22 protein-coding genes are annotated in these 19,597 nt (G+C 39.1%); 12 read left to right on the forward strand and 10 right to left on the reverse strand.

Annotated features, from left to right (window positions below; translation table 11 throughout):
- The first annotated feature begins 9 nt into the window (after positions 1 to 9).
- The 5 genes from JMN32_RS08965 (at position 10) to JMN32_RS08985 (ending at position 6,008) form a co-directional block, all read left to right on the forward strand.
- Positions 10 to 741 (forward strand): lysophospholipid acyltransferase family protein, encoded by a 732-nt coding sequence (locus JMN32_RS08965; RefSeq protein WP_202855984.1) that lies wholly within the window; start codon positions 10 to 12, stop codon positions 739 to 741.
- Positions 731 to 1,018: an Asp-tRNA(Asn)/Glu-tRNA(Gln) amidotransferase subunit GatC gene (gene gatC, locus JMN32_RS08970; protein WP_202855985.1), complete on the forward strand. Its 288-nt coding sequence runs from the start codon at positions 731 to 733 to the stop codon at positions 1,016 to 1,018. The genes JMN32_RS08965 and gatC overlap by 11 nt, the downstream gene beginning before the upstream one ends.
- Before the next feature lie 6 nt (positions 1,019 to 1,024).
- Positions 1,025 to 4,051 (forward strand): tetratricopeptide repeat protein, encoded by a 3,027-nt coding sequence (locus tag JMN32_RS08975; RefSeq protein WP_202855986.1) that lies wholly within the window; start codon positions 1,025 to 1,027, stop codon positions 4,049 to 4,051.
- 73 nt (positions 4,052 to 4,124) lie between these two features.
- Positions 4,125 to 5,207 carry a glycine cleavage system aminomethyltransferase GcvT gene (gene gcvT / locus JMN32_RS08980; protein WP_202855987.1) on the forward strand — a complete coding sequence of 361 codons (1,083 nt, stop codon included), beginning with the start codon at positions 4,125 to 4,127 and terminating at the stop codon, positions 5,205 to 5,207.
- Positions 5,208 to 5,285: 78 nt separating this feature from the next.
- A complete protein-coding gene (locus JMN32_RS08985) occupies positions 5,286 to 6,008 on the forward strand; it encodes a 2-phosphosulfolactate phosphatase (protein ID WP_202855988.1) in 723 nt (240 codons plus the stop codon).
- Between the two features lie 12 nt (positions 6,009 to 6,020).
- Here the strand turns inward: JMN32_RS08985 and JMN32_RS08990 are convergent, their stop codons facing one another.
- Genes JMN32_RS08990 through JMN32_RS09010 form a run of 5 tightly spaced genes read right to left on the reverse strand, consistent with a single transcriptional unit; the run spans position 6,021 to position 8,512 of the window.
- Complete coding sequence (locus JMN32_RS08990) at positions 6,021 to 6,347, reverse strand: nucleotide pyrophosphohydrolase (protein WP_202855989.1); 327 nt, start codon at positions 6,345 to 6,347, stop codon at positions 6,021 to 6,023.
- A gap of 28 nt (positions 6,348 to 6,375) precedes the next feature.
- Positions 6,376 to 6,828 (reverse strand): D-aminoacyl-tRNA deacylase, encoded by a 453-nt coding sequence (gene dtd / locus JMN32_RS08995; RefSeq protein WP_202855990.1) that lies wholly within the window; start codon positions 6,826 to 6,828, stop codon positions 6,376 to 6,378.
- A gap of 12 nt (positions 6,829 to 6,840) precedes the next feature.
- Positions 6,841 to 7,494 (reverse strand): oxidoreductase, encoded by a 654-nt coding sequence (locus JMN32_RS09000; protein ID WP_202855991.1) that lies wholly within the window; start codon positions 7,492 to 7,494, stop codon positions 6,841 to 6,843.
- Positions 7,495 to 7,535: 41 nt separating this feature from the next.
- A complete protein-coding gene (locus tag JMN32_RS09005; RefSeq protein ID WP_202855992.1) occupies positions 7,536 to 7,949 on the reverse strand; it encodes a YkvA family protein in 414 nt (137 codons plus the stop codon).
- 41 nt (positions 7,950 to 7,990) lie between these two features.
- Positions 7,991 to 8,512: a DUF7935 family protein gene (locus JMN32_RS09010; RefSeq protein ID WP_202855993.1), complete on the reverse strand. Its 522-nt coding sequence runs from the start codon at positions 8,510 to 8,512 to the stop codon at positions 7,991 to 7,993.
- A 136-nt stretch (positions 8,513 to 8,648) separates the two neighbouring features.
- Between JMN32_RS09010 and JMN32_RS09015 the strand changes: the two genes are divergently transcribed.
- The 5 genes from JMN32_RS09015 to JMN32_RS09040 all read left to right on the forward strand — a co-directional run bounded on the left by JMN32_RS09015 (position 8,649) and on the right by JMN32_RS09040 (position 13,554).
- Positions 8,649 to 9,227 (forward strand): RNA polymerase sigma factor, encoded by a 579-nt coding sequence (locus tag JMN32_RS09015; protein WP_202855994.1) that lies wholly within the window; start codon positions 8,649 to 8,651, stop codon positions 9,225 to 9,227.
- 1 nt (position 9,228) lies between these two features.
- On the forward strand, positions 9,229 to 9,948 hold the full coding sequence (locus JMN32_RS09020; RefSeq protein WP_202855995.1) for a tetratricopeptide repeat protein: 720 nt from the start codon (positions 9,229 to 9,231) through the stop codon (positions 9,946 to 9,948).
- Between the two features lie 622 nt (positions 9,949 to 10,570).
- Positions 10,571 to 11,074, forward strand: a complete 504-nt coding sequence (locus JMN32_RS09030) for a hypothetical protein (RefSeq protein WP_202855997.1) — start codon at positions 10,571 to 10,573, stop codon at positions 11,072 to 11,074.
- 304 nt (positions 11,075 to 11,378) lie between these two features.
- Complete coding sequence (locus JMN32_RS09035; RefSeq protein ID WP_202855998.1) at positions 11,379 to 13,172, forward strand: CHAT domain-containing protein; 1,794 nt, start codon at positions 11,379 to 11,381, stop codon at positions 13,170 to 13,172.
- Positions 13,173 to 13,233: 61 nt separating this feature from the next.
- Positions 13,234 to 13,554 (forward strand): HesB/IscA family protein, encoded by a 321-nt coding sequence (locus JMN32_RS09040; protein ID WP_202855999.1) that lies wholly within the window; start codon positions 13,234 to 13,236, stop codon positions 13,552 to 13,554.
- Positions 13,555 to 13,556: 2 nt separating this feature from the next.
- Here JMN32_RS09040 and folB read toward each other — a convergent pair whose 3' ends face one another.
- From folB to JMN32_RS09055, 3 genes are read right to left on the reverse strand one after another with little or no spacing between them, the layout of a single operon-like run.
- Positions 13,557 to 13,913, reverse strand: a complete 357-nt coding sequence (gene folB / locus JMN32_RS09045; protein WP_202856000.1) for a dihydroneopterin aldolase — start codon at positions 13,911 to 13,913, stop codon at positions 13,557 to 13,559.
- The gene (locus JMN32_RS09050) at positions 13,913 to 14,698 is read right to left on the reverse strand and encodes a DivIVA domain-containing protein (protein ID WP_202856001.1); all 786 of its coding nucleotides are present in this window, start codon (positions 14,696 to 14,698) and stop codon (positions 13,913 to 13,915) included. Before JMN32_RS09050 ends, folB begins: the two co-directional genes overlap by 1 nt.
- 24 nt (positions 14,699 to 14,722) lie before the next feature.
- Entirely contained in the window at positions 14,723 to 15,640 is a 918-nt protein-coding gene (locus JMN32_RS09055; RefSeq protein WP_202856002.1) for a WD40 repeat domain-containing protein, read from the reverse strand.
- Positions 15,641 to 15,707: 67 nt separating this feature from the next.
- Between JMN32_RS09055 and JMN32_RS09060 the strand changes: the two genes are divergently transcribed.
- Both JMN32_RS09060 and JMN32_RS09065 read left to right on the forward strand, forming a co-directional pair.
- Positions 15,708 to 16,340 (forward strand): 4'-phosphopantetheinyl transferase family protein, encoded by a 633-nt coding sequence (locus tag JMN32_RS09060; protein ID WP_202856003.1) that lies wholly within the window; start codon positions 15,708 to 15,710, stop codon positions 16,338 to 16,340.
- 15 nt (positions 16,341 to 16,355) lie between these two features.
- A complete protein-coding gene (locus JMN32_RS09065) occupies positions 16,356 to 16,922 on the forward strand; it encodes a redoxin domain-containing protein (protein ID WP_202856004.1) in 567 nt (188 codons plus the stop codon).
- Here JMN32_RS09065 and JMN32_RS09070 read toward each other — a convergent pair.
- Both JMN32_RS09070 and JMN32_RS09075 read right to left on the reverse strand, forming a co-directional pair.
- A complete protein-coding gene (locus JMN32_RS09070; protein WP_202856005.1) occupies positions 16,919 to 17,779 on the reverse strand; it encodes a transglutaminase-like domain-containing protein in 861 nt (286 codons plus the stop codon). The genes JMN32_RS09065 and JMN32_RS09070 overlap by 4 nt on opposite strands.
- A 137-nt stretch (positions 17,780 to 17,916) precedes the next feature.
- The gene (locus tag JMN32_RS09075) at positions 17,917 to 19,542 is read right to left on the reverse strand and encodes an acyl-CoA carboxylase subunit beta (RefSeq protein WP_202856006.1); all 1,626 of its coding nucleotides are present in this window, start codon (positions 19,540 to 19,542) and stop codon (positions 17,917 to 17,919) included.
- Between the last annotated feature and the right edge of the window lie 55 nt (positions 19,543 to 19,597).

Here is a 19,597-nt window from a genome sequence, read left to right on the forward strand (position 1 = left end):
TTTAGTTTAATGAAGATCATTAGAGGCCTCCATGCCGGTTATGCTGTATTTACGTTCTCTCTAACTTTTTTAATTTTCCTCCCTTTACTAATGATCCCGGTATATTTCCCCCGGCAGTTTCACCTTGTAGGTGTATTTAACCGGTGGTGGGCCAGGGTATTCCTTACCCTTATATTCATACCATTTAAAAACGAGTACCGTGCTAAGCTGGACAAAAACAAACCTTACATTTTTTGTCCCAATCACTTTTCATACCTGGATATACCAGCTATGGGACTCAATAAGGTCAACAGCATATTTGTGGGTAAAAGTGATATGGAGAAGATTCCCCTTTTCGGCTTTATGTACAAAAAATTGCATATAACTGTAAACCGCGGCAGTCTGAAAAGCAGATACGGCACCTTTCTAAGAAGCTGTCTGGCCATTGATGAGGGCAAAAGCCTGATGATTTTCCCCGAAGGTGGTATTCTCACTGCTAACCCTCCGGAAATGACACGTTTTAAAGATGGCCCTTTCAGGACGGCCATTGAAAAACAAATTGCTATTATCCCTGTCACTATTCCTTATAATTGGATAATTTTGCCCGATTCTAGTTTTTTGCCCCGAAGACATGAAATGAAAATCATCTATCATGAACCGATAGAAACTCAGGGCTTAACACTGGCTGATATGCCAGCATTGAAGCAAAAAACTTATGAAGTCATTAACTCAGAACTTAAAAAGCATCTGAATGAACATTGATAAAGAACTTTTGAACAAAATTGCCCACCTGGCAAGATTGGAGTTTGATGAAAATACCGCAGATGAGATGATGTCGGACATGAGCAAAATCATCACTTGGGTAGAAAAACTTAATGAAGTGGATACTGAAGGTGTAGAGCCTTTAACCACAATGTCTCATGAAGTAAATGCTTTGAGAGAAGATGAACAAAAACCTCACCTTAGTCATGAAAGAGCTTTGAAAAATGCACCTAAAAAAGACTCTGACTATTTCAGGGTGCCTAAGGTAATGGAGTAACACATTATGCAATCGAAATTTTTCTGGAAACACTGGTCAGCCCCATACAAACAATTATACATCGGGCTAATAACTATTGCCTTGACCAGTCTGGCTTGGTTTGGTTATAATTACCTCACTGGTCCCGACGCTATACTGGGTTGGGACATAATGGCTAAAACAGAACATATAAATGTACTGATAGACTCTTTTAAGATTGGGCCTTTCAGCCTTACCACCTCAGCTAATAATACGCTCTTTTTACAGCAGTACAATGGTAGTGCCCCTAATATCAACACAACTTCTTACTATACTTTCTTGGGAGTTAGTACAGTATGCATAATCCTGCTACTTACGATAGTTACTACCCTCCCTCGCTTCTGGTATTTTGTAGGCATAGCATTGTTTGCGGTAGTACTTGTTAACTTCAAATTCGAGTTACTGTTACTTTTCGAAAGTGAGAAAAAATTAGGGCTTACCCTGGCTTTAGTTTTATACCTGCCCGCATCTTATTTTTTTAACAGTATAAAGCCAAACACAAGTTTTATTACCAGACTAGCATCCTTTGCAGGCGTAACTGCTATTCTGGCAGTAATCATTGGTTTATTCTCATCTGTAGATACGCCTTTTTTGTATCTTGCTACGTATGGAATGATCAATCCACTGATAATCAGTCTAATATTTATACTTATAGTAGCTCATGAGATCATTGCTGCTTTTATCTATTTACTTACTAGTTCTGGCACTGGTACTGGCAAAAATGCTATCTCTCATTTTTATATCATTACTACAATCTATCTGGCCAATTTGGTGCTGGCTTATCTCTATGAAACCCACGTCATAAATTGGGATTTCATTTATGTGAACCTTTTTCTGCTTTTACTCATCTCCACCATTCTTGGTATCTGGGGGTTCCGTCAGCGTGAAGAACAGTATAAATATTTATTTAATTTCTACCCTTTTGGAGCCATAGCGTTTCTTGCCATGGCTATTTGCTGCTTTCTAACCCTGGGGCACTTTATGGCAACTTTCAATGACCCTGCCATTGAAATTTTCAGAGACTTCATCATTTATTCGCACCTCGGTTACGGGGCCATTTTTGTTATATATATCACCAGCAACTTCCTTGATCCACTCAAAAGGAACTTGCAGGTATACAAGGTGCTATATAAACCTACAAGCATGCCCTACTTCACATTCCGGTTAGCCGGACTAATCGCTTTCATTGCATTTATGGTAAAGTCTAACTGGGAAGTACCGGTAAATCAGGGTATATCAGCCTACTATAATGGGATTGGAGACCTTCACTGGCAAAACAACGAAAGTGGTCTTGCTGAAACTTATTATGAGGAAGCTGCAATCTTTGGTTACAATAACCACAAGTCGCATTATATGTTAGGACACATCGCTCTGCAAAGAAAAGATGATGTAAAAGCTGCTGTATACTACAAAGCTGCTATTGCTAAAAACCCAACCCCTCAGAGTTATGTTAACCTGAGCAATATATATATGGAGCAATCCAGGTTCTTCGATGCGCTTTTTGCTCTTAACCAGGGTTTGGAGATGGCACCTGACAATGGGGCTATCCTTAACAATATTGGTATTACGTATGCTAAGACCAACATTATTGACACTGCAGCCTTTTACCTTAATGAGGCTTATGAGCAACGAAAAACCCGCCAGGCAGCGGGCAGCAATCTGCTGGCTCTTATTGCTCAAAATGACATCAACATTAACCCTGACTCTGTACTGGCGGGTTTTGATATCTCAGAAGATAAGATTTCCGTAAACAACAGCTTTGTCTTAAAAAATAAGGCTCAGCAGCATTATGATTATGACAAAAGCTTTTTCCCTCAGGACTCATCCTTATCTTTTCTCGACGCGTCTATCGTATACAATGAGGCATTTAATCAACTGTTTAGCTCAGACTCATTAGAAATCAGCTTACTTAAAAAGTATACTGACTATGCCAACAACATCAATTTCAGCGAAAAGCTAAAGTTGGCAGCATACCTTAACCTCTATAAAAACAAGCAGGTATCACATGCCTTTAAACAGCTGAACTGGCTCGCCAACACCAGCACATTCAATGCAGGCGAATACTTTAATATGGTCGGTTTATGGGCTCTTGAGCAAGAGGCTCCCTATGTCGCTGCTGATTATTTCAAATGGGCTACTGACCGTAATTTCAATAATGCGAAGTTTAACCTGGCCATCGCCCTGACGGAAGACCAAAAAATAGAGGAAGCCAAGGCGGTATGGCTGGAGTTGCTTCAAATAGGTGATAATAAAGTAAAAGATATTTCCAAAAATATGCTGACGGTGCTATCAGCAGATGAAGCAACATATAACAAGGCGTCAGACCAGCAAAAGCATCTTTACCTGAGATATCTGTTAGACTATTCTGACACTACCACATTCGATCAACTCATTGAAACGGTAGAGAACACTGACATTAAAGGCCAGGCCATACTCGATATGTCTAAGAAGCTCTGGAGAAAAGGCATGGATTCCAAAGCCATCGAATATTACGGCAGGCTTACCGGCACTGAGATCAATGACCCTGTCCTTTTTGATAAAATCCAATGGTATGAACTAAAAATGCTAGCGGCTCAGGGTAACATCAGAGGTCTGTCTACAAAAATCAACCAGGGCATTGAATTCGACAATGAGCACCAGTTGGAAAAGCTTTACTTCACGGCACTGATCAATGAAGCGAGTAGTGACACTACTAAGGCAGAACAAAACTATAAGCTTATTGCTTACAGAAACCCTTTTATGGAGGAAATGACAATAGCTGCCGCAAACTATCTTGGAATAAAGGATAAATTTGAAGCCTATAACATTCTGCTAAATGGTATAGAAATCAACCCAAAGTCAGTAAAACTACTTAAAGCTTACATTTTACAATGTGCAAGGGTACAACTTAACAACTATGCAGAACTAAGCCTTGAAGATTTAAGACTTTTAATTTCGGACAAAGAGTACAGCATATTTGTCAATGACTACCAAATATTGGTTAAGAAAGTAGAAGAAGCAGAGCGAAATTTTTAGAAATTTGCAGCCGATTTTAATAGGAAACTACATAATCACTACCTTTGACACCCTTAAACACTGATATAGACTTATGGAATTAAAGAAAATCCAGCTTAACGATCTTCATGAAGGCCTTGGTGCTAAAATGGTACCTTTTGCAGGTTATAATATGCCTGTACGATATTCATCCGACATAGAAGAGCATATGACTGTGCGCAATGGCGTAGGTATGTTCGATGTATCGCACATGGGTGAATTCATGGTTAGAGGTTCTAAGGCACTCGACCTGATACAGAGAGTTACCAGCAACGATGCTTCTAAGCTTGAAGACGGTAAAGCCCAATACTCTTGTTTGCCTAATGATAAAGGCGGTATTGTAGATGATCTTTTAGTTTATAAGTTGAAAGATGAAGAATATATGTTGGTAGTAAATGCTTCTAACATAGAAAAAGACTGGAACTGGATCTCTCAGCACAATTCAGAAGGTGCAGAAATGGAAAACATTTCCGATAGCATCTCTCTTTTTGCCGTACAGGGCCCCAAAGCTACTGCTGTACTTCAAAAGTTAACAGACACCAATCTCTCTGAGGTTAAATTTTATACTTTTACTCATGGTGAGTTCGCTGGAGTAAAAGATGTGATCATGTCTGCCACTGGATATACTGGAGCCGGAGGCTTTGAGCTATATATCAAGAATGAAGATGCCGAAGAGGTGTGGAATAAAATTATGGAAGCTGGCCGGGAAGAAGGTATTAAACCTATTGGCCTGGGTGCCAGAGATACTTTGAGACTTGAAATGGGCTACTGCCTTTATGGTAATGACATTGATGATACTACTTCTCCTTTGGAAGCAGGCTTGGGCTGGATCACTAAATTCACCAAGGACTTTATCAATGCCGATAACCTCAAGAAACAAAAGGAAGAAGGCGTAACCAGAAAGCTTGTAGGGTTTAAAATGGTTGACAAGGGTATTCCTCGCCATGATTACATTATAGAAGATGCTGAAGGAAATGAAATAGGCAAAGTAACCTCTGGTACGATGTCTCCTGTTCTCAACCAGGGTATCGGACTGGGCTATGTAACCAAAGAATTTTCAGCACCTGGCAGTGAAATTTATATTGCCGTAAGAAACAGAAAACTTAAAGCAGAGGTCAATAAACTTCCGTTAATTTAATATATCCTTTCAATTAGTAAACCATGATAAAGCTGAATCCCCTTCAATTTTATCATGGTTAAAATAAAATGTGCCTATATGAAAACCATCGATGTTTGTCTTAGCCCCGATCTCATTCATCTTTTTAATGTCAAAAACAAAGTAATTGTAGTAGTAGACATCTTAAGAGCAACTTCATGCATGACCACAGGCATGGCTTATGGGATAAAAAGTATTAAGCCATTTTCTTCATTGGAAGAATGTCAGCAGATGAAAAGTAAGGGGTATTACATAGCGGGAGAGCGCAATGGAGAAAAAGTTGATGATTTTGATCTGGGTAACTCTCCTTTCGACTACATGAACCCTAATTTAAAGGGCAAAAATGTAGCAGTAACCACTACCAATGGCACGGTGGCCATTGAAAAATCACAAGAGGCAGATGAGATCGTAATTGGCTCTTTCCTAAACATTTCGGCAGTTGCTCAATACCTTTGCGAGCAGGAAAAAGATGTGCTTATCTTCTGCGCTGGATGGAAAGGTAAGGTCAACATGGAAGACTCACTATTTGCAGGTGCGCTAGTTGAAAGGTTGCAGAATGACTTTGCCAATGAGTGTGATGCTCCATTAATCGTACAGGCCGCATATCAGGAAATGAGCCATAATTTACTAGCACTCGTGCAAAGTTCGTCACACGCAAAAAGGCTACAGAAACTCAACATCTACGAAGACATCGAGTATTGCTTGAAATTAGATGAGTATGACGTGGTACCTGTAATTAGAAATGGAGAGATAGTGCTTCTAAAAGAGCCCACCATCTCATAAAGTCTGAGACCGTTACTTCAATTTTTCGTTGTTTTTGTGGCGGTCTTTATCTCTGATATTCTTTTTTTCCAGGTTCTTTTTAAAAGCTTCTGTTAAGTCTATTCCTGTCTGATTGGCTAAGCAGATCAACACCCATAGAACATCTGCCATTTCATCGCCAAGATCCTTTTGCTTATCAGATTCCTTCTCTGACTGCTCTCCATAACGGCGAGCCATGATCCTGGCTACTTCTCCAACCTCTTCAGTGAGGATGGCTGTATTGGTAAGCTCATTAAAATATCGCACCCCAGTTGTATTGATCCATTGGTCAACAATCTCCTGCGCTTCTTTAATTGTCATAAGTAATACTCTTAGGTTATTTTGCCACCTATTTTTTATCTTTTGTATCCACTATAATGGTTACGGGCCCATCATTAACAAGGCCTACCTTCATATCTGCACCAAACTCACCGGTTTCGATAGATTTACCGATCTCACCTTCCATTTTCGTAATAAATCTCTCATAAAGTGGTATGGCTACATCTGGCTTTGCGGCTTTAATGTATGAAGGCCTGTTACCCTTTTTAGTACTCGCATGCAGAGTAAACTGACTAATCAATAATAAGTCTCCCCCCACGTCCAACAGACTTCTGTTCATCACTTCATTTTCATCTTCGAAGATTCTCATATTCGCTATTTTCCGCGTAAGCCACTGTATATCCTCTTCACCATCCTCATCCTCGATTCCCAACAGCACCAGTAACCCATGACCAATTTCACCCTTTATTTCCCCATCTATTTTCACCGAAGATTCTGACACCCTCTGAACAACTGCAATCATAAAAAATCTATATTAATATTGTTGTAGTTCTTTTGATTCATGAATATGCCTTCCAGCATTACTTTGTCTGGCAATAGCAAACATTGCCCTGGCTACCCTGACTGAGTCAATAGCTTCATATTTTTTAAGTGGGCCTAAAAAAATGAATCCAAAAACCTTAAAGAAAGCTTTACCCAAAATCTCCCCCAGCCTCTTTTCTTGACGAGGTCCCATTAATAGTGAGGGTCTGAAAATATGATAACATTTGAATCCCACCGATGCTATAGCCTCCTCTACCTCTCCTTTAACTTTATTGTAAAAAATTGAAGAAATAGCATTTGCCCCCAAAGCTGAGATAAGCAGGAACTGTTGAGCTCCATTTGTATGGGCAAACTTAGCTATTTGGTAAGGATAAGTGAAATCAACCTGCCTGAACATATCTTTGCTACCAGCCTTTTTCATGGTTGTACCCAGACAGCAGTAGATATCATCTGCCTTGATTTGAGAAGCATAGCCTTCCAGGTCTTCAAAGTCAACCAACAAATTAACCAACTTCTCTCCATGCTTTTTAATAGGTCTGCGTGTAAGTACTATCACCTTGTCGTAATAGTCCTCCCTAAGTATCAGACCTAAAAGCTGCTCACCTACCAAACCTGTCGCGCCAGCTATCAATGCCGTCTTGCTCATAGGGCTTTATTATTTATACATAAAAGATAAAATACTGGACTCTAGCTCCCCTCAACCGCCTGTTCTTCCTCCCAAAGTATATATCGGTCTATCTCTTCTTTAAGACTGCTATAGACCCACACCACTACTGAAAAGTCGTCAACAAAACCAGTAATGGGAATAAAGTCAGGAATAAGGTCGATAGGCGTCACAAAATAAACTAAAGCCGCCACCAAAAGAAGAAGACTCTGCCACCTTACATCCCGGTATTCTCCGCTCCTATAGGCTTTCACCATTCTTATGATCACTTTTATCCTGTCTATGAACTTAGTATCCCGGAGCTTGGATACGTCAATATCCTTCAGCTTATCCCCTGAAGCTTTCATCAGGTTACGTAACCTTTCCTGGTTCTTTAAAATGTTGGTTGCTCGCTGCTTAGCTCTATTAAAAAATTCGTTTCCATTCACATTTTCCATAAGTCATTGCTTATTTATAGGTTGTCAACGTGGGCACACGCCTAAAAAGTTTGTCGTATCTCATTTTTAACCTGGGTCAGCGCATGCTGAATGGGATCAAAGTCCTTTTCAACAGCCATTTCAAAAAGCTGCTTGGCCACATCAATGCTGGTAGCATTTTCAGGTAACCTACTGGTTGCCTCGTTTACCATCACAATCAGGTCTTCCTTGGCTGACTTTACCAATTCCCAGGCTTCCTCACTCATATAGAGCTGCTGAGATACATTATGATTATATTCTTCGCGTATTTCATTGAGTAGTATCTGTTGAAATTCCCGCGCTGTGTATTGACCATTGTTTAACCTCACCACCAAGTTATTAAGAGCAATACGCTCCAGAAAAAGGCAGACCCGCTCATAGGCGTGCAAACGGTTGGGTAAAACAGTCTCAATACTTTTGCTTCTAATTTCCATCCGCTGCTTTTCAAGCTCCTTATCAAGAAACGACTTTACCACCAGATACATTGCATACAACACTACAGTGGCAGGTATCAAAAGCTTTCCAAATTCTACTACTACTTCCATATATTCATGTTCATTATTTGACTCTAAATTAATAAATTTAGACGCTGTTAAAACAATAATGATCAAATTGCATTTAACGGCTCACAATTTTTTAATGTATTTGTTGTTTACTTTTTTTAACTATCTCTACTATTAAGTGGCCCATCTTGACAATGACCAAATAATCCTTCGACTAAAGCAAGACGACTCATCATGCCTTGAGGATTTAGTGGTTGCTTATAAAAGCTATTGCGTTAATGGATTAAAGAAAAAAACCAAGTGCTCTGATGAAGAAGCTGAAGACTTGTTTATCGATGCTCTTCTGGAGTTGAGAGACAAAGTGCTTTCAGACAAACTGGACCATTTGCTAAATGCCAAAAGCTATATCTTTGGCATTTGTTACAATAAGTGGTTATCAGCACAACGCCTGAAAAACAAAACAATCTTTACGTCAATTGATGCAGAGGGCTACTATCAACAATACCTTAAAGATGATTCAAGCCTTGACCTTGAAGATCTGGAATATAAAATGCAACTCCTGAACATCACCAACCGGGCCCTGGGGACGATAGGTGAGAAATGTTATAAGCTTATAAAATATTTTTATATTGAAAAACGGAGTATGGAAGACATCGCTAATATCATGGGGTTTGCAAGCGCCGATGTAGCTAAGACTTCTAAATCAAGATGTTTTAAAAAGCTGGTTGAAAAAACTAAAGAGCTTGAAAAACTATAACATGCAAGAAGAGAAACATAGGGCCCTGATAGATAAGTATCTTACTGATACTTTAACCGAAGGCGAAAAGAAAGATTTTATCCTTCTTATGGAAAACCCGGAATTTAAAGAAGCTGTGCTTCATGAAAAGCACATAGTGGCCGCACTTAAAGCTAAAGAAAAAGCTAAGCTAAAGGCCAATCTAAAAAGCTTTTCATCCCGTATCCCTACTACACCTCAACAAACCAGTAATACCAAAAGGCTATGGATGGCGGCGGCTTCTGTCATATTGATTGTCTCCATCGGGTATTTCATTTACATGAATAACCAGCCTATAAGTAATCAGTTCATAAATTATTATGAACCATACCCAGCAGTAACGATTCAAAGAGGTGAAGGGGAAAAGATAAGCAAAGCGCTTCAATTATATAGTGAAGAGAAATACCAGGAAGCCGTAGATGAACTTACCAGTTTAGCCAGCCCTGACCAACAGGCTTACTACTTATACCTAGGCAATTGCTATCTCCAGCTAGATGAAACTCAAAAAGCCATTACTACTTTCGAGAAATTGATAGAAATAAGCAACGACTCTATTTTGACACAACACAGCCAATGGTACCTGGCTATGGCTCACCTTAAAGCCAACCAATCAGAGCCCTTAAAGATACTTCTTCGGAACATCATCAACCAAAATGGCATGTATTCTGAGCTTGCCCATAATCTCTTGAAAGAAATAGATTAATATATCGAAATAGAACCACTCTCTCTGTTTACTTTTCCATATCAAAAGCACTACTTTTAAAACTAAGTGATAAACAGTATGGCTTTTAAATTCGAACAATATCTTAATAATATCGAACGACTGGATCAGCTTATTAGATTAAAATGCACTGGCTCACCAGAATCGCTATCAACACGATTAAACATATCAAGAAGTACATTGTACAGACACCTTGAGATCATGCGCATAATAGGTGCCCCCATAACTTACTGTACAAAATATGAGAGCTTTGTCTACGAATATCCTGTGGATTTCAACTTTGGATTTTCACCTAAATACCGTACGCCCGGTAGGTCTTCCCTTTCTTTGACCTGATCAGGACGAACATCAGATTCAATCTGGATCGCTATTGTCTTAGTAACCTTACCCGCTTCGCCCCGAACTACAAACTTTCAACAACCAGATTTTCTAACCTAATCAACCAACGATCAGGATCAATGTTCAGAGATAGAAAGAGCAAGGCAAATAGAGTTGAATAATTTTTAATTCAGGAAACCTTAAAGCTGAAAGGAGTGTTCATATCATTCGCTAAATTTGCAGCAATTCAACTGCTTTTTAACGCATTCCACGACTTTAAGCCAATATGCTCAAGTATTATTTGCTCGTTTTTGTTCTTGCCATATTTACATACAGCTCGCCCCCATCATTTGGACAGAATGACTATCTAAAGTCTTTTGACCATCACTACAGCCACGCTCAGTTTGACTCATGTATTCAACTGATCAAAAAAGTCCTCCCTCGCTATCAAAACAACCCCTCTCAAAAAATAAAACTGCTCAACCTGTTGGGCAAGAGCTATGCGCGTAATTATCAATATGAGGAAGGTCAGGAAGCCTACACTAAAGCGGCAGCACTGAACAAAGAACGTGGCACCCTCTCAAAGGACGACTACATAGCCAGCTTATTGGGAATTTGTGATGTTTATGCAGCAGATATGCAAACGGATTCTATGAAAGTTCTACTAGACAGGGTAGAGCTTATGATAGATAAGGACAATAGGCATTATGGGCATTTTCTTTTGAATAGAGGAAGGGAAAATTTTGAGTTTAACACACTATTGGCAAAAGGTATTTTCTACAAGCTTTAAACTCATTATCACAACGGAATCATTTAATTATTGAAGCTCATATTTCCCTTGGGCAAATATATAATTTTCAGATAACACGACCTTATGATAGTGCCGATCATCATATTTCCAAAGCAATACAGTTAGCTCATGAACAATTTAACTCAGATCAAACAGCTCTTTTACAATGCTTTATCCATAAAGCTAATTATTTGAGAGTAACCCATAGTGTGGATAGCGCAATTTCCTTTTTGGAAACAAATGCCTTCAAGAATCTAAATAACACCACAAGAGTCATTCTATATTTTAAAGTGAAATTTATGAAATGATGAGTTTATGTTATGAGTTCAATGGCAATGATAAAAGACAATTGGAATGTGCCAAATATAATATCAATATTAAAACCAAATTACTAAATCCAAATCACCCCCAAATCGCAAAGGCCTATATTAGACTTGCGAGAGCATTTGCAAAATTAGAAATGCTTGCTCAATCTAACCTGTCAAATATTGGTTATAGAATTAATGAAAGCCTTATTCAAAGTGGAGAATATTATAGAATTATAGAGGCGTACCAAAGAACACTTTTTACACTATATAATTTATCTCTAAATAAGTCTCACCTCGCAGAAGCATATTTAACATCCGAGATAACAAAAGCTAGTACAATCCACCAATCCCAATACTACTATTCTTCAGTTAAATACTTAGGCATATCCGAAGACTTAATTACTGAAGAAGCCATTTTAAAAAAGGAGCTAAGTTTTCTACAGTCAAAAAAAATAGAATTAGTAAAAAACAATGCTAATCAAACCGAGATTCATAAGGTACAAAACAAATTATTCAATAAGCATAAATCCTATGACAGTCTAATCTCACACCTCGAACAAAACTACCCCGAATACTATAACCTCAAATACAATTTCGATGTGTTGTCAATAGAAGAAGTACAACAAAAACTTAAGTCTAATGAAGCATTGATAGAATATTTTAATGGGAATGATCAAACCTATGTATTTACCATCACAAAAGACACTGCCACATTCCAGGCTATGCCCTTGGTAAAATATGATCGTATAGAAAAACTTAGAAATACACTGACCAACTCTGCTCTTAAAAACCCATCTCAAGCCTACATGGATTATTCAAAAGCAGCCTATCAACTCTTTAAAGAAATCCTGGCCACCCCACTTAAAAATATTGATACTACAAAGATCAACACCCTTAGAATAATACCTGATGGTTTACTGGGACTCATCCCTTTTGAAACACTATTAACTCAACCTGTTCATAAACAAGCAGAAGACTACCGTAGTTTACCCTATCTCTTCAAAAAATTTAATATTAGCTATGGATATTCTGCCACATCTATGTTCAAGTTCAATGAACATAAAAAGTCAGTGAGTTCAGCCCAGGTCCTGGCTTTTGCTCCTTCAGAGTTAACTCCTTCTGTAAAAACTGCTGATCTGGCCCCATTAAAGTCGAACCTTCAGGAAGTGTTCCACCTCAATAACTATTTTGACCATCATAATTTGACAGGGGAAGAAGCCACGGAAACAGCATTCAAAGAAAAAATAAAAGACTATCCCATCGCTCACCTGGCCATGCATGCCATCATTGACGACGAAGACCCCATGTACTCCAAGCTGTTGTTCGCACCCTCAAAAGATACTTTGGAAGACGGTATGCTCCACACCTTCGAGCTGTACAACATGCGCCTGAATACGCAAATGGTAGTACTCAGTGCTTGTAATACAGGAAGCGGAAAATTACAAAAAGGAGAAGGGGTAATTGCCTATGCGGGCAGCCCTTCTGTGGTTATGAGCCACTGGGCCGTGGACGACAAGTCTACTGCTGAGCTCATGAAGCACTTTTACAAACATTTAAGCAATGGTCACCCAAAGGATGTAGCGCTACGCAATGCCAAGCTGGATTTCTTAAAAAATGCTCCTCCCATCTATCACCACCCTTACTACTGGAACAATTTTGTGGTAATGGGCGACCCCGCGCCTGTTGCAAGCGAATGGTATGGATGGAAAATCGTGGTTGCTCTACGTACGGCAATGTTCTTTGCCATGATACTAGCCATTTCCAACAGACACAAAATGATTAAGTACTGAAATTAATTCTAAGTTTTTTAAGTTTACAGGAGAAGAGTAAAACTTTCTTAGAAAGAGAGATATGATAGATAGTATTCAGCCAGTAACACTTACGGACAAAGCCATAGAGGAGGTTCGTAACATCATGACCAACAAAAATATACCAGGAGGTTATTCGTTGCGCATCGGTATAAAAGGAAGTGGAGGATGCTCAGGGTTCAACTATTTGTTGGGTTTTGACAAGAAGAAGGATACAGATTTGGCGTACGAGGTCAATGGCATACCTGTTATAGTCGAAAAAAAACATACCATGTACTTACTGGGGCTGGAAGTAGACTTTTATGAAGGTTCTGATGCCCGGGGCTTCACTTTTGTAAAACCTGAAGAAAATAAACAGGATTAAGCTTACCTTTTCTTTTTTACTGTTATAGTTGCCGCTCTGCATTGACCACCTATAGGCGGATCAAACTTCGAAAGGCTTACTTTCACCTTTTTAACAGCCGGCACCTCATCCAATACCCTGGTTATTATTCTATTCACAACATGTTCAAGGAGCTTGGAGGGTTGTTCCATTTCATCCTTTACAATTGCGTATAACTGCTCGTAATCAACTGTCCCCTCTAACTCATCCTTTTTTGAAGCATGCGCAAAGTTAGTTTTCACAGAAATATTAACTTCAAACTTATTTCCTTTTTGCCTCTCCTCATCATAATAGCCATGATAGGCTTTGAAAAGCAACCCTTCAAGGGATATTTTACCCATTACTCAATATCATCAAAAAATGAAGTACTTTCTTTACTCACCTTACTCTCTTTGGATTCACCAGGCTTTTGCTTCAGGGGCTCCTTTACCGCATTTGCAACTACAGTTTCTTCCTGCTGTTGCTCCTCATCCGCACTTTCTTCAACCTCTGGAATCTCTTCAGCAGAAATGGCCTTATAACTATTTTGAAGTTTGACAGAAGTCTTTGCTGCCTTATCTACTGCTTCTCTTTTTACACGTAATAACTCGGCCTCTACATCAAATTTCTTAACCTGAGACTTGACTCTATCAGCTTTCTGTAATGCATCATTGGCAAAGCTCTTGATATCAGAGACAAGATCATCTTTTACATTCTCAAGTAACTTGTATACTTGGGCCATACTGCGGATCTGGTCCTCCATCTCATCAATGGTATTCTTTGACTTAATCTCGGCCTCCTCAATCATATCTTTTGCCTTGCTTTTGGCGTCATTTAAAACAGCTTCCGCCTTCATCTGAGTTTCACGCATATGAAGCTCCGCTGTTTTAGTGGCTTGATCAATCATACTGGCCCCGGTATCTTCCGCGGTTTTCAGAGTTTTGAACAGTGAATTTTCAACTTCACGAAGCTTTTCAACCTCCTTTTCAGAGGCCTGTAGTTTTATTTTAAGTTCTTTATTTTCATCAATCAGCTTCTCCCACTCCTGAGACATCGTGACCAAAAAAGCATTGACCTCATCTTTGTCTAACCCTCGAAAAACTTTCTCAAATGTTTTTTGGCGTATTTCTAATGGTGTAATCTTCATAATGTCATATCATTAAACCAACTTTCAACTATCAAACTCAATATCCCAGACCGATATTGCCCTGTCATCACTGGCACTCACCAATAAATCCTTGTACGACGACCAGAGCAGTTTGTTCACCGAAGTTCCGTGCCCGGCATGTCTCGCTTTGTCTATTACTTTCAACAACCTAAAAGCATGAGTATCCCAGATTTTTATGGATTTATCCATGCTACAAGTTACAAAATGTTTACCATCCGGACTAAAATCAAGGTTATTAATCGCATACATATGCGCTACAATATCTTCCAGCTCCAAATAGCCTGCCTGGACATCCCAAATTTTCAGGTGAGCATCTCGACCAGCAGTAACAAGCAATTGACCATCTGGCGAATATTTAACTGTGAAAACCGAATTTTCATGACCTTCAAGCTCCCTGACAAGCTGATAATCATCCAAATTAAATATACGCACTTTATTATCACTATAACCTACAGCCATCTCTCTACTTTGCTCATTAATAGCAATGGCACGAGCACTTTTTAATGAATTGTTAATTTTGTAGACCACATGCAAACTCTTCAAGTCCACCACAGTCACCGTACCAGAGGCATCACTAACATATAAGTGGTTCTCAAAAGAGTTTATGTCAAAAATGGCGTGATCTGTCATCTTCAAAGACCCTACTTCCTCTTTCTTCTCCCAATCTAATAGGTGGATACCGTCATAATTATGTCCAGCCACCAGCAAATTCTGATTTTTCAGATAATGAAGGGAATAAACCGAATTAGGTAACTTGGCTATGAGCTGCCCGTTTTCTGACTCCATGAGGTTCCAGAACACTACCATACCGTCTCCTGCTCCTGAAAAAAACATATGATCATATTGGGTTCTTTCCAATGTGTAAACACAATCATTATGACCAGTGAAGGTTTTGAGTTTGGAAACGTTAACTTTACCCATCGATCGTTGTTTTCAAGTTAAAATCTAATTTTAAAGCAAAGAAGCAAGTTTTCCAGTCAGTTATCAAATGCCGATACATAAAATAGAAGAAATAAATACAACCCGGTATCTCGCGATATGGCATATTGAAGAGAGTATCGAAGAATTAACCAGGCTACTAGACCCGGCAGATACCGACAAAAGTATTCTGGAGGGTTTTAGAAGTGATAAAAAGAAGTTTGAATGGCTAGCAGGCAGGGTCTGCATAAAAAGTCTTTGTAAAGTTATGGGCATCTATTACAAGGGGCTAACAAAAAATAACAATGGCAAACCTTTTCTTATTGAAAGCACGGCAGAAGTATCTATGTCACATTCATACCCATATGTAGCCGCCCTCATAGATAGCACCGAAGATATAGGTATTGACCTGGAGCAACCCAAAGAAAAGCTTCGAAGAGTCGCTCACAAATTTTTATCTGACCACGAATTAAACGCTGCAAGTGATCAAATAAATGCCTTGTGCATTTATTGGTGCGCAAAGGAAACACTCTATAAAATTTGTGATCAGCACATCAATTTCAGAGAGCAGATGGCAGTGGAAGACTTTGAATTATGTGATCGGGGACATACGGTTGGCAAAGTAATTGTAAACAATATTGTGAAAAGCTATAAATTAGAATTTAGGATAGAAAAAGATTATATTCTGACTTTTAACCTATAGCCAAAGTATAACGTCATGAGAAATTTATTATTTATAGGTCTTATTGCATTTGTAACAACGGCTGCTCTCGGACAAAAAATCAACAACTTTACCTTAACAGATGTTAAGACAAAAAAGCAGGTTTCCCTAGATGACTATAAAACTGCCAAAGGTGTTGTGGTGATTTTCACCAGCAATGTATGTCCATACGCCGTTTATTATGAAGGACGTATCACTCAGTTAATCTCTGAATATAAAAGTAAAGGCATACAATTTATACTCATAAACTCGCACACGGAAGCCAAAGAGTCGGAAGCAGAAATGGCTAACAAAATATCAACATGGGGGCTTAATGTACCTTACTTAGCTGATAAAGATCAAAGTGTGCTCTCTCAGTTTGGAGCACGCAAAAGCCCTGAGGTATTCCTTTTAAAAAATAACGGAAGCTTCTCCATTTTTTACAATGGTGCAATAGATAACAATCCTCAGGTTGCTACCGACGTAAAGGAGCAATATCTAAAGGAGAACATCAATCTTCTGTTACAGGGAAAACCTGCTAAATCAGGCGGCCGCCCTATTGGGTGTATGGTAAAGAGAGGCTAAAGTCCCAGGTCACTCCCTTTAGATACTAATTGAAGTAGGGTTTTAACCTCCTCTGATTTCGAATGATCACCAATTTTATCGAATGAGTTGACAAGGTTTCTCAAAGACCTGAGGACAATATCCTGATTACTGCAGGGCTGATAAAAAGTATCTTGAGGGTTAATACGCAACTCTGCAATATAGTTGTCAATATCTTCCTTTGAGAAGATCAGTCCCCTGTTGAATGCATTGATATAAAACTGAGAGAAATTCTCACTCTCAGGCTTAAAGGTGAGAATAAAAAGGTTGGGCAAGTTCACCCCATATACAGGCATTTTAAGTTTTTGAGCTACAAGCATGTAGAGTACACATAAAGATATAGGGTTACCCTTCCTTGTTTCCAGCACCACATTGATCATTGAATTTCCAGGCGAATGGAAGTTTTTAGTATTTGCCCCAAATTTCAGCTTACTAAATATGACACTATTCAGCAGTTTTACCTGATCATAAGGGTGTATATCAATTTTGAATTCCAGCCATGCCTCATAGTAGATCTGTTCCAAATCCTGCCTCAACTTCTGAAGCTCCAGATCGGGGTATTGATAAGTAGCCACCAACCACATACCTTCCAAAAGGTCGTTATCTTCTTTTTCAAACCAGGCTACAAGCTTATTTTTAAGAATATCAAATTGAAGTATATGGATTAAATCCTCTATCCTGCTCTGAACTAACGGATTAAGATTACTCTCCCATTCTGTTTCTAGAAACGGAATAATTTCTTCACCTAATGAAATGATTTTTTCCTCTACATGGGAAATGATCTGAGCATCTTCATCATCAAGCAAAGATACTAATGCCTTTAGTTCGCTTTCTTCCATATGCTGGTAATGAATGAAAAATAAAGGTTAAGAGATAAGTAGCGCACTACTTTCCTTAACCTTCTGTTCCAAAATTTAGTAATTTATTCTTTATTAAGTAATGATTCTACTCAGAACAATTTTCAAGCCGAATATTATCAGGTTTGGATTACTCCAACATTAAACTTATCTACCGGAGCATGATTAGCAGCCTCAATACCCATCGAAATCACCTTTCTTGTCTCTAAAGGATCGATAATACCATCTACCCAAAGACGTGCAGCTGCATAATAGGGGCTTAACTCCTCATTGTATTTATCGGTAATCTCCTTAAGCAGATTATCTTCTTCTTCTTTAGTGATCTCCTTACCTTGAGCTTTTAAAGTAGCCACTTTGATCTGCAAAAGTGTTTTGGCAGCCGAGGCCCCACTCATTACCGCTATTTGCGCCGTTGGCCAGGCATAAATCAGCCTGGGGTCGTATGCTTTGCCACACATAGCATAATTACCTGCACCATATGAGTTACCTATGACAATAGTAAACTTCGGCACGGTAGAGTTGGCCATCGCATTGACCATTTTGGCACCATCTTTTATGATACCACCATGTTCCGCCTTACTTCCAACCATAAAACCACTCACATCTTGCAAAAATACCAATGGAATTTTACGTTGATTACAGTTCATAATGAACCTGGCAGCCTTATCAGCAGCATCTGAATATATAACTCCCCCCATCTGCATCTCTCCTTTTTTCGACTTAACCACTTTACGCTGATTAGCTACTATTCCAACTGCCCAGCCATCTATACGCCCGTATCCGCAAACTATAGTCTTTCCATAAAGCTCTTTGTATTCATCAAACTCAGAGTTATCTACAAGTCTTTTTATGATGTCCACTGTGTCATATGGCTTTACCCTGTCCGCAGGCAAAATACCATAGATTTCTTCTGCCTTCTCTTTAGGTAAGGCAGCCTCTACACGATCAAACCCCGCCTTTTCATCATGACCTATTTTATTGAAAATTGACTTGATATAATCAAGACATGCTTCGTCACTTTCAAATTTGTTATCTGTAACCCCGGAAATTTCGCAATGCGTAGTAGCTCCCCCAAGAGTTTCATTATCAATATCTTCTCCTACGGCTGCCTTTACCAGATATGAACCAGCCAAGAAGATAGAACCTGTTTTATCAACTATCATTGCCTCATCCGACATGATAGGCAGATAAGCTCCTCCGGCTACACAGCTACCCATAATAGCCGCTATTTGCACAATACCCATAGAAGACATTTTTGCATTGTTTCTAAACTGTCTTCCAAAGTGCTCTTTATCAGGAAATATCTCATTTTGCATAGGAAGAAATACACCCGCACTATCTACAAGATATATTATAGGCAGGCGATTCTCCATGGCAATTTCCTGCGCTCGAAGATTCTTCTTTGCCGTAATCGGAAACCAAGCCCCAGCCTTTACCGTCGCGTCATTAGCGACAATCATACACTGCCTGCCTTGAACGTAACCAATTCCGGTAACAACACCACCGGAAGGGCAGCCCCCAACATCCTGATACATACCTTCTCCGGCCAGAACTCCTACTTCAAGAAATTCGCTCCCCTCATCAATCAAATAATTAATACGTTCTCTTGCTGTTAGTTTTCCTTTTTTGTGATGGGCCTCTATCTTTTTTTCACCACCACCCATTTGGGTCTTTTGAACTTTGATTTTCAGCTGATACAATAGTTGCTTAACACTATCTTCGTTTTTATTGAATTCTAAATCCATTCAACTTATGGGGTTTAATTTTTTTCGCAAGTTATGTTATCAGGGATAAAAATCA

The sequence above is a fragment of the Fulvivirga marina genome (assembly GCF_016775155.1).
GTDB classification, from domain to species: Bacteria; Bacteroidota; Bacteroidia; order Cytophagales; family Cyclobacteriaceae; genus Fulvivirga; species Fulvivirga marina.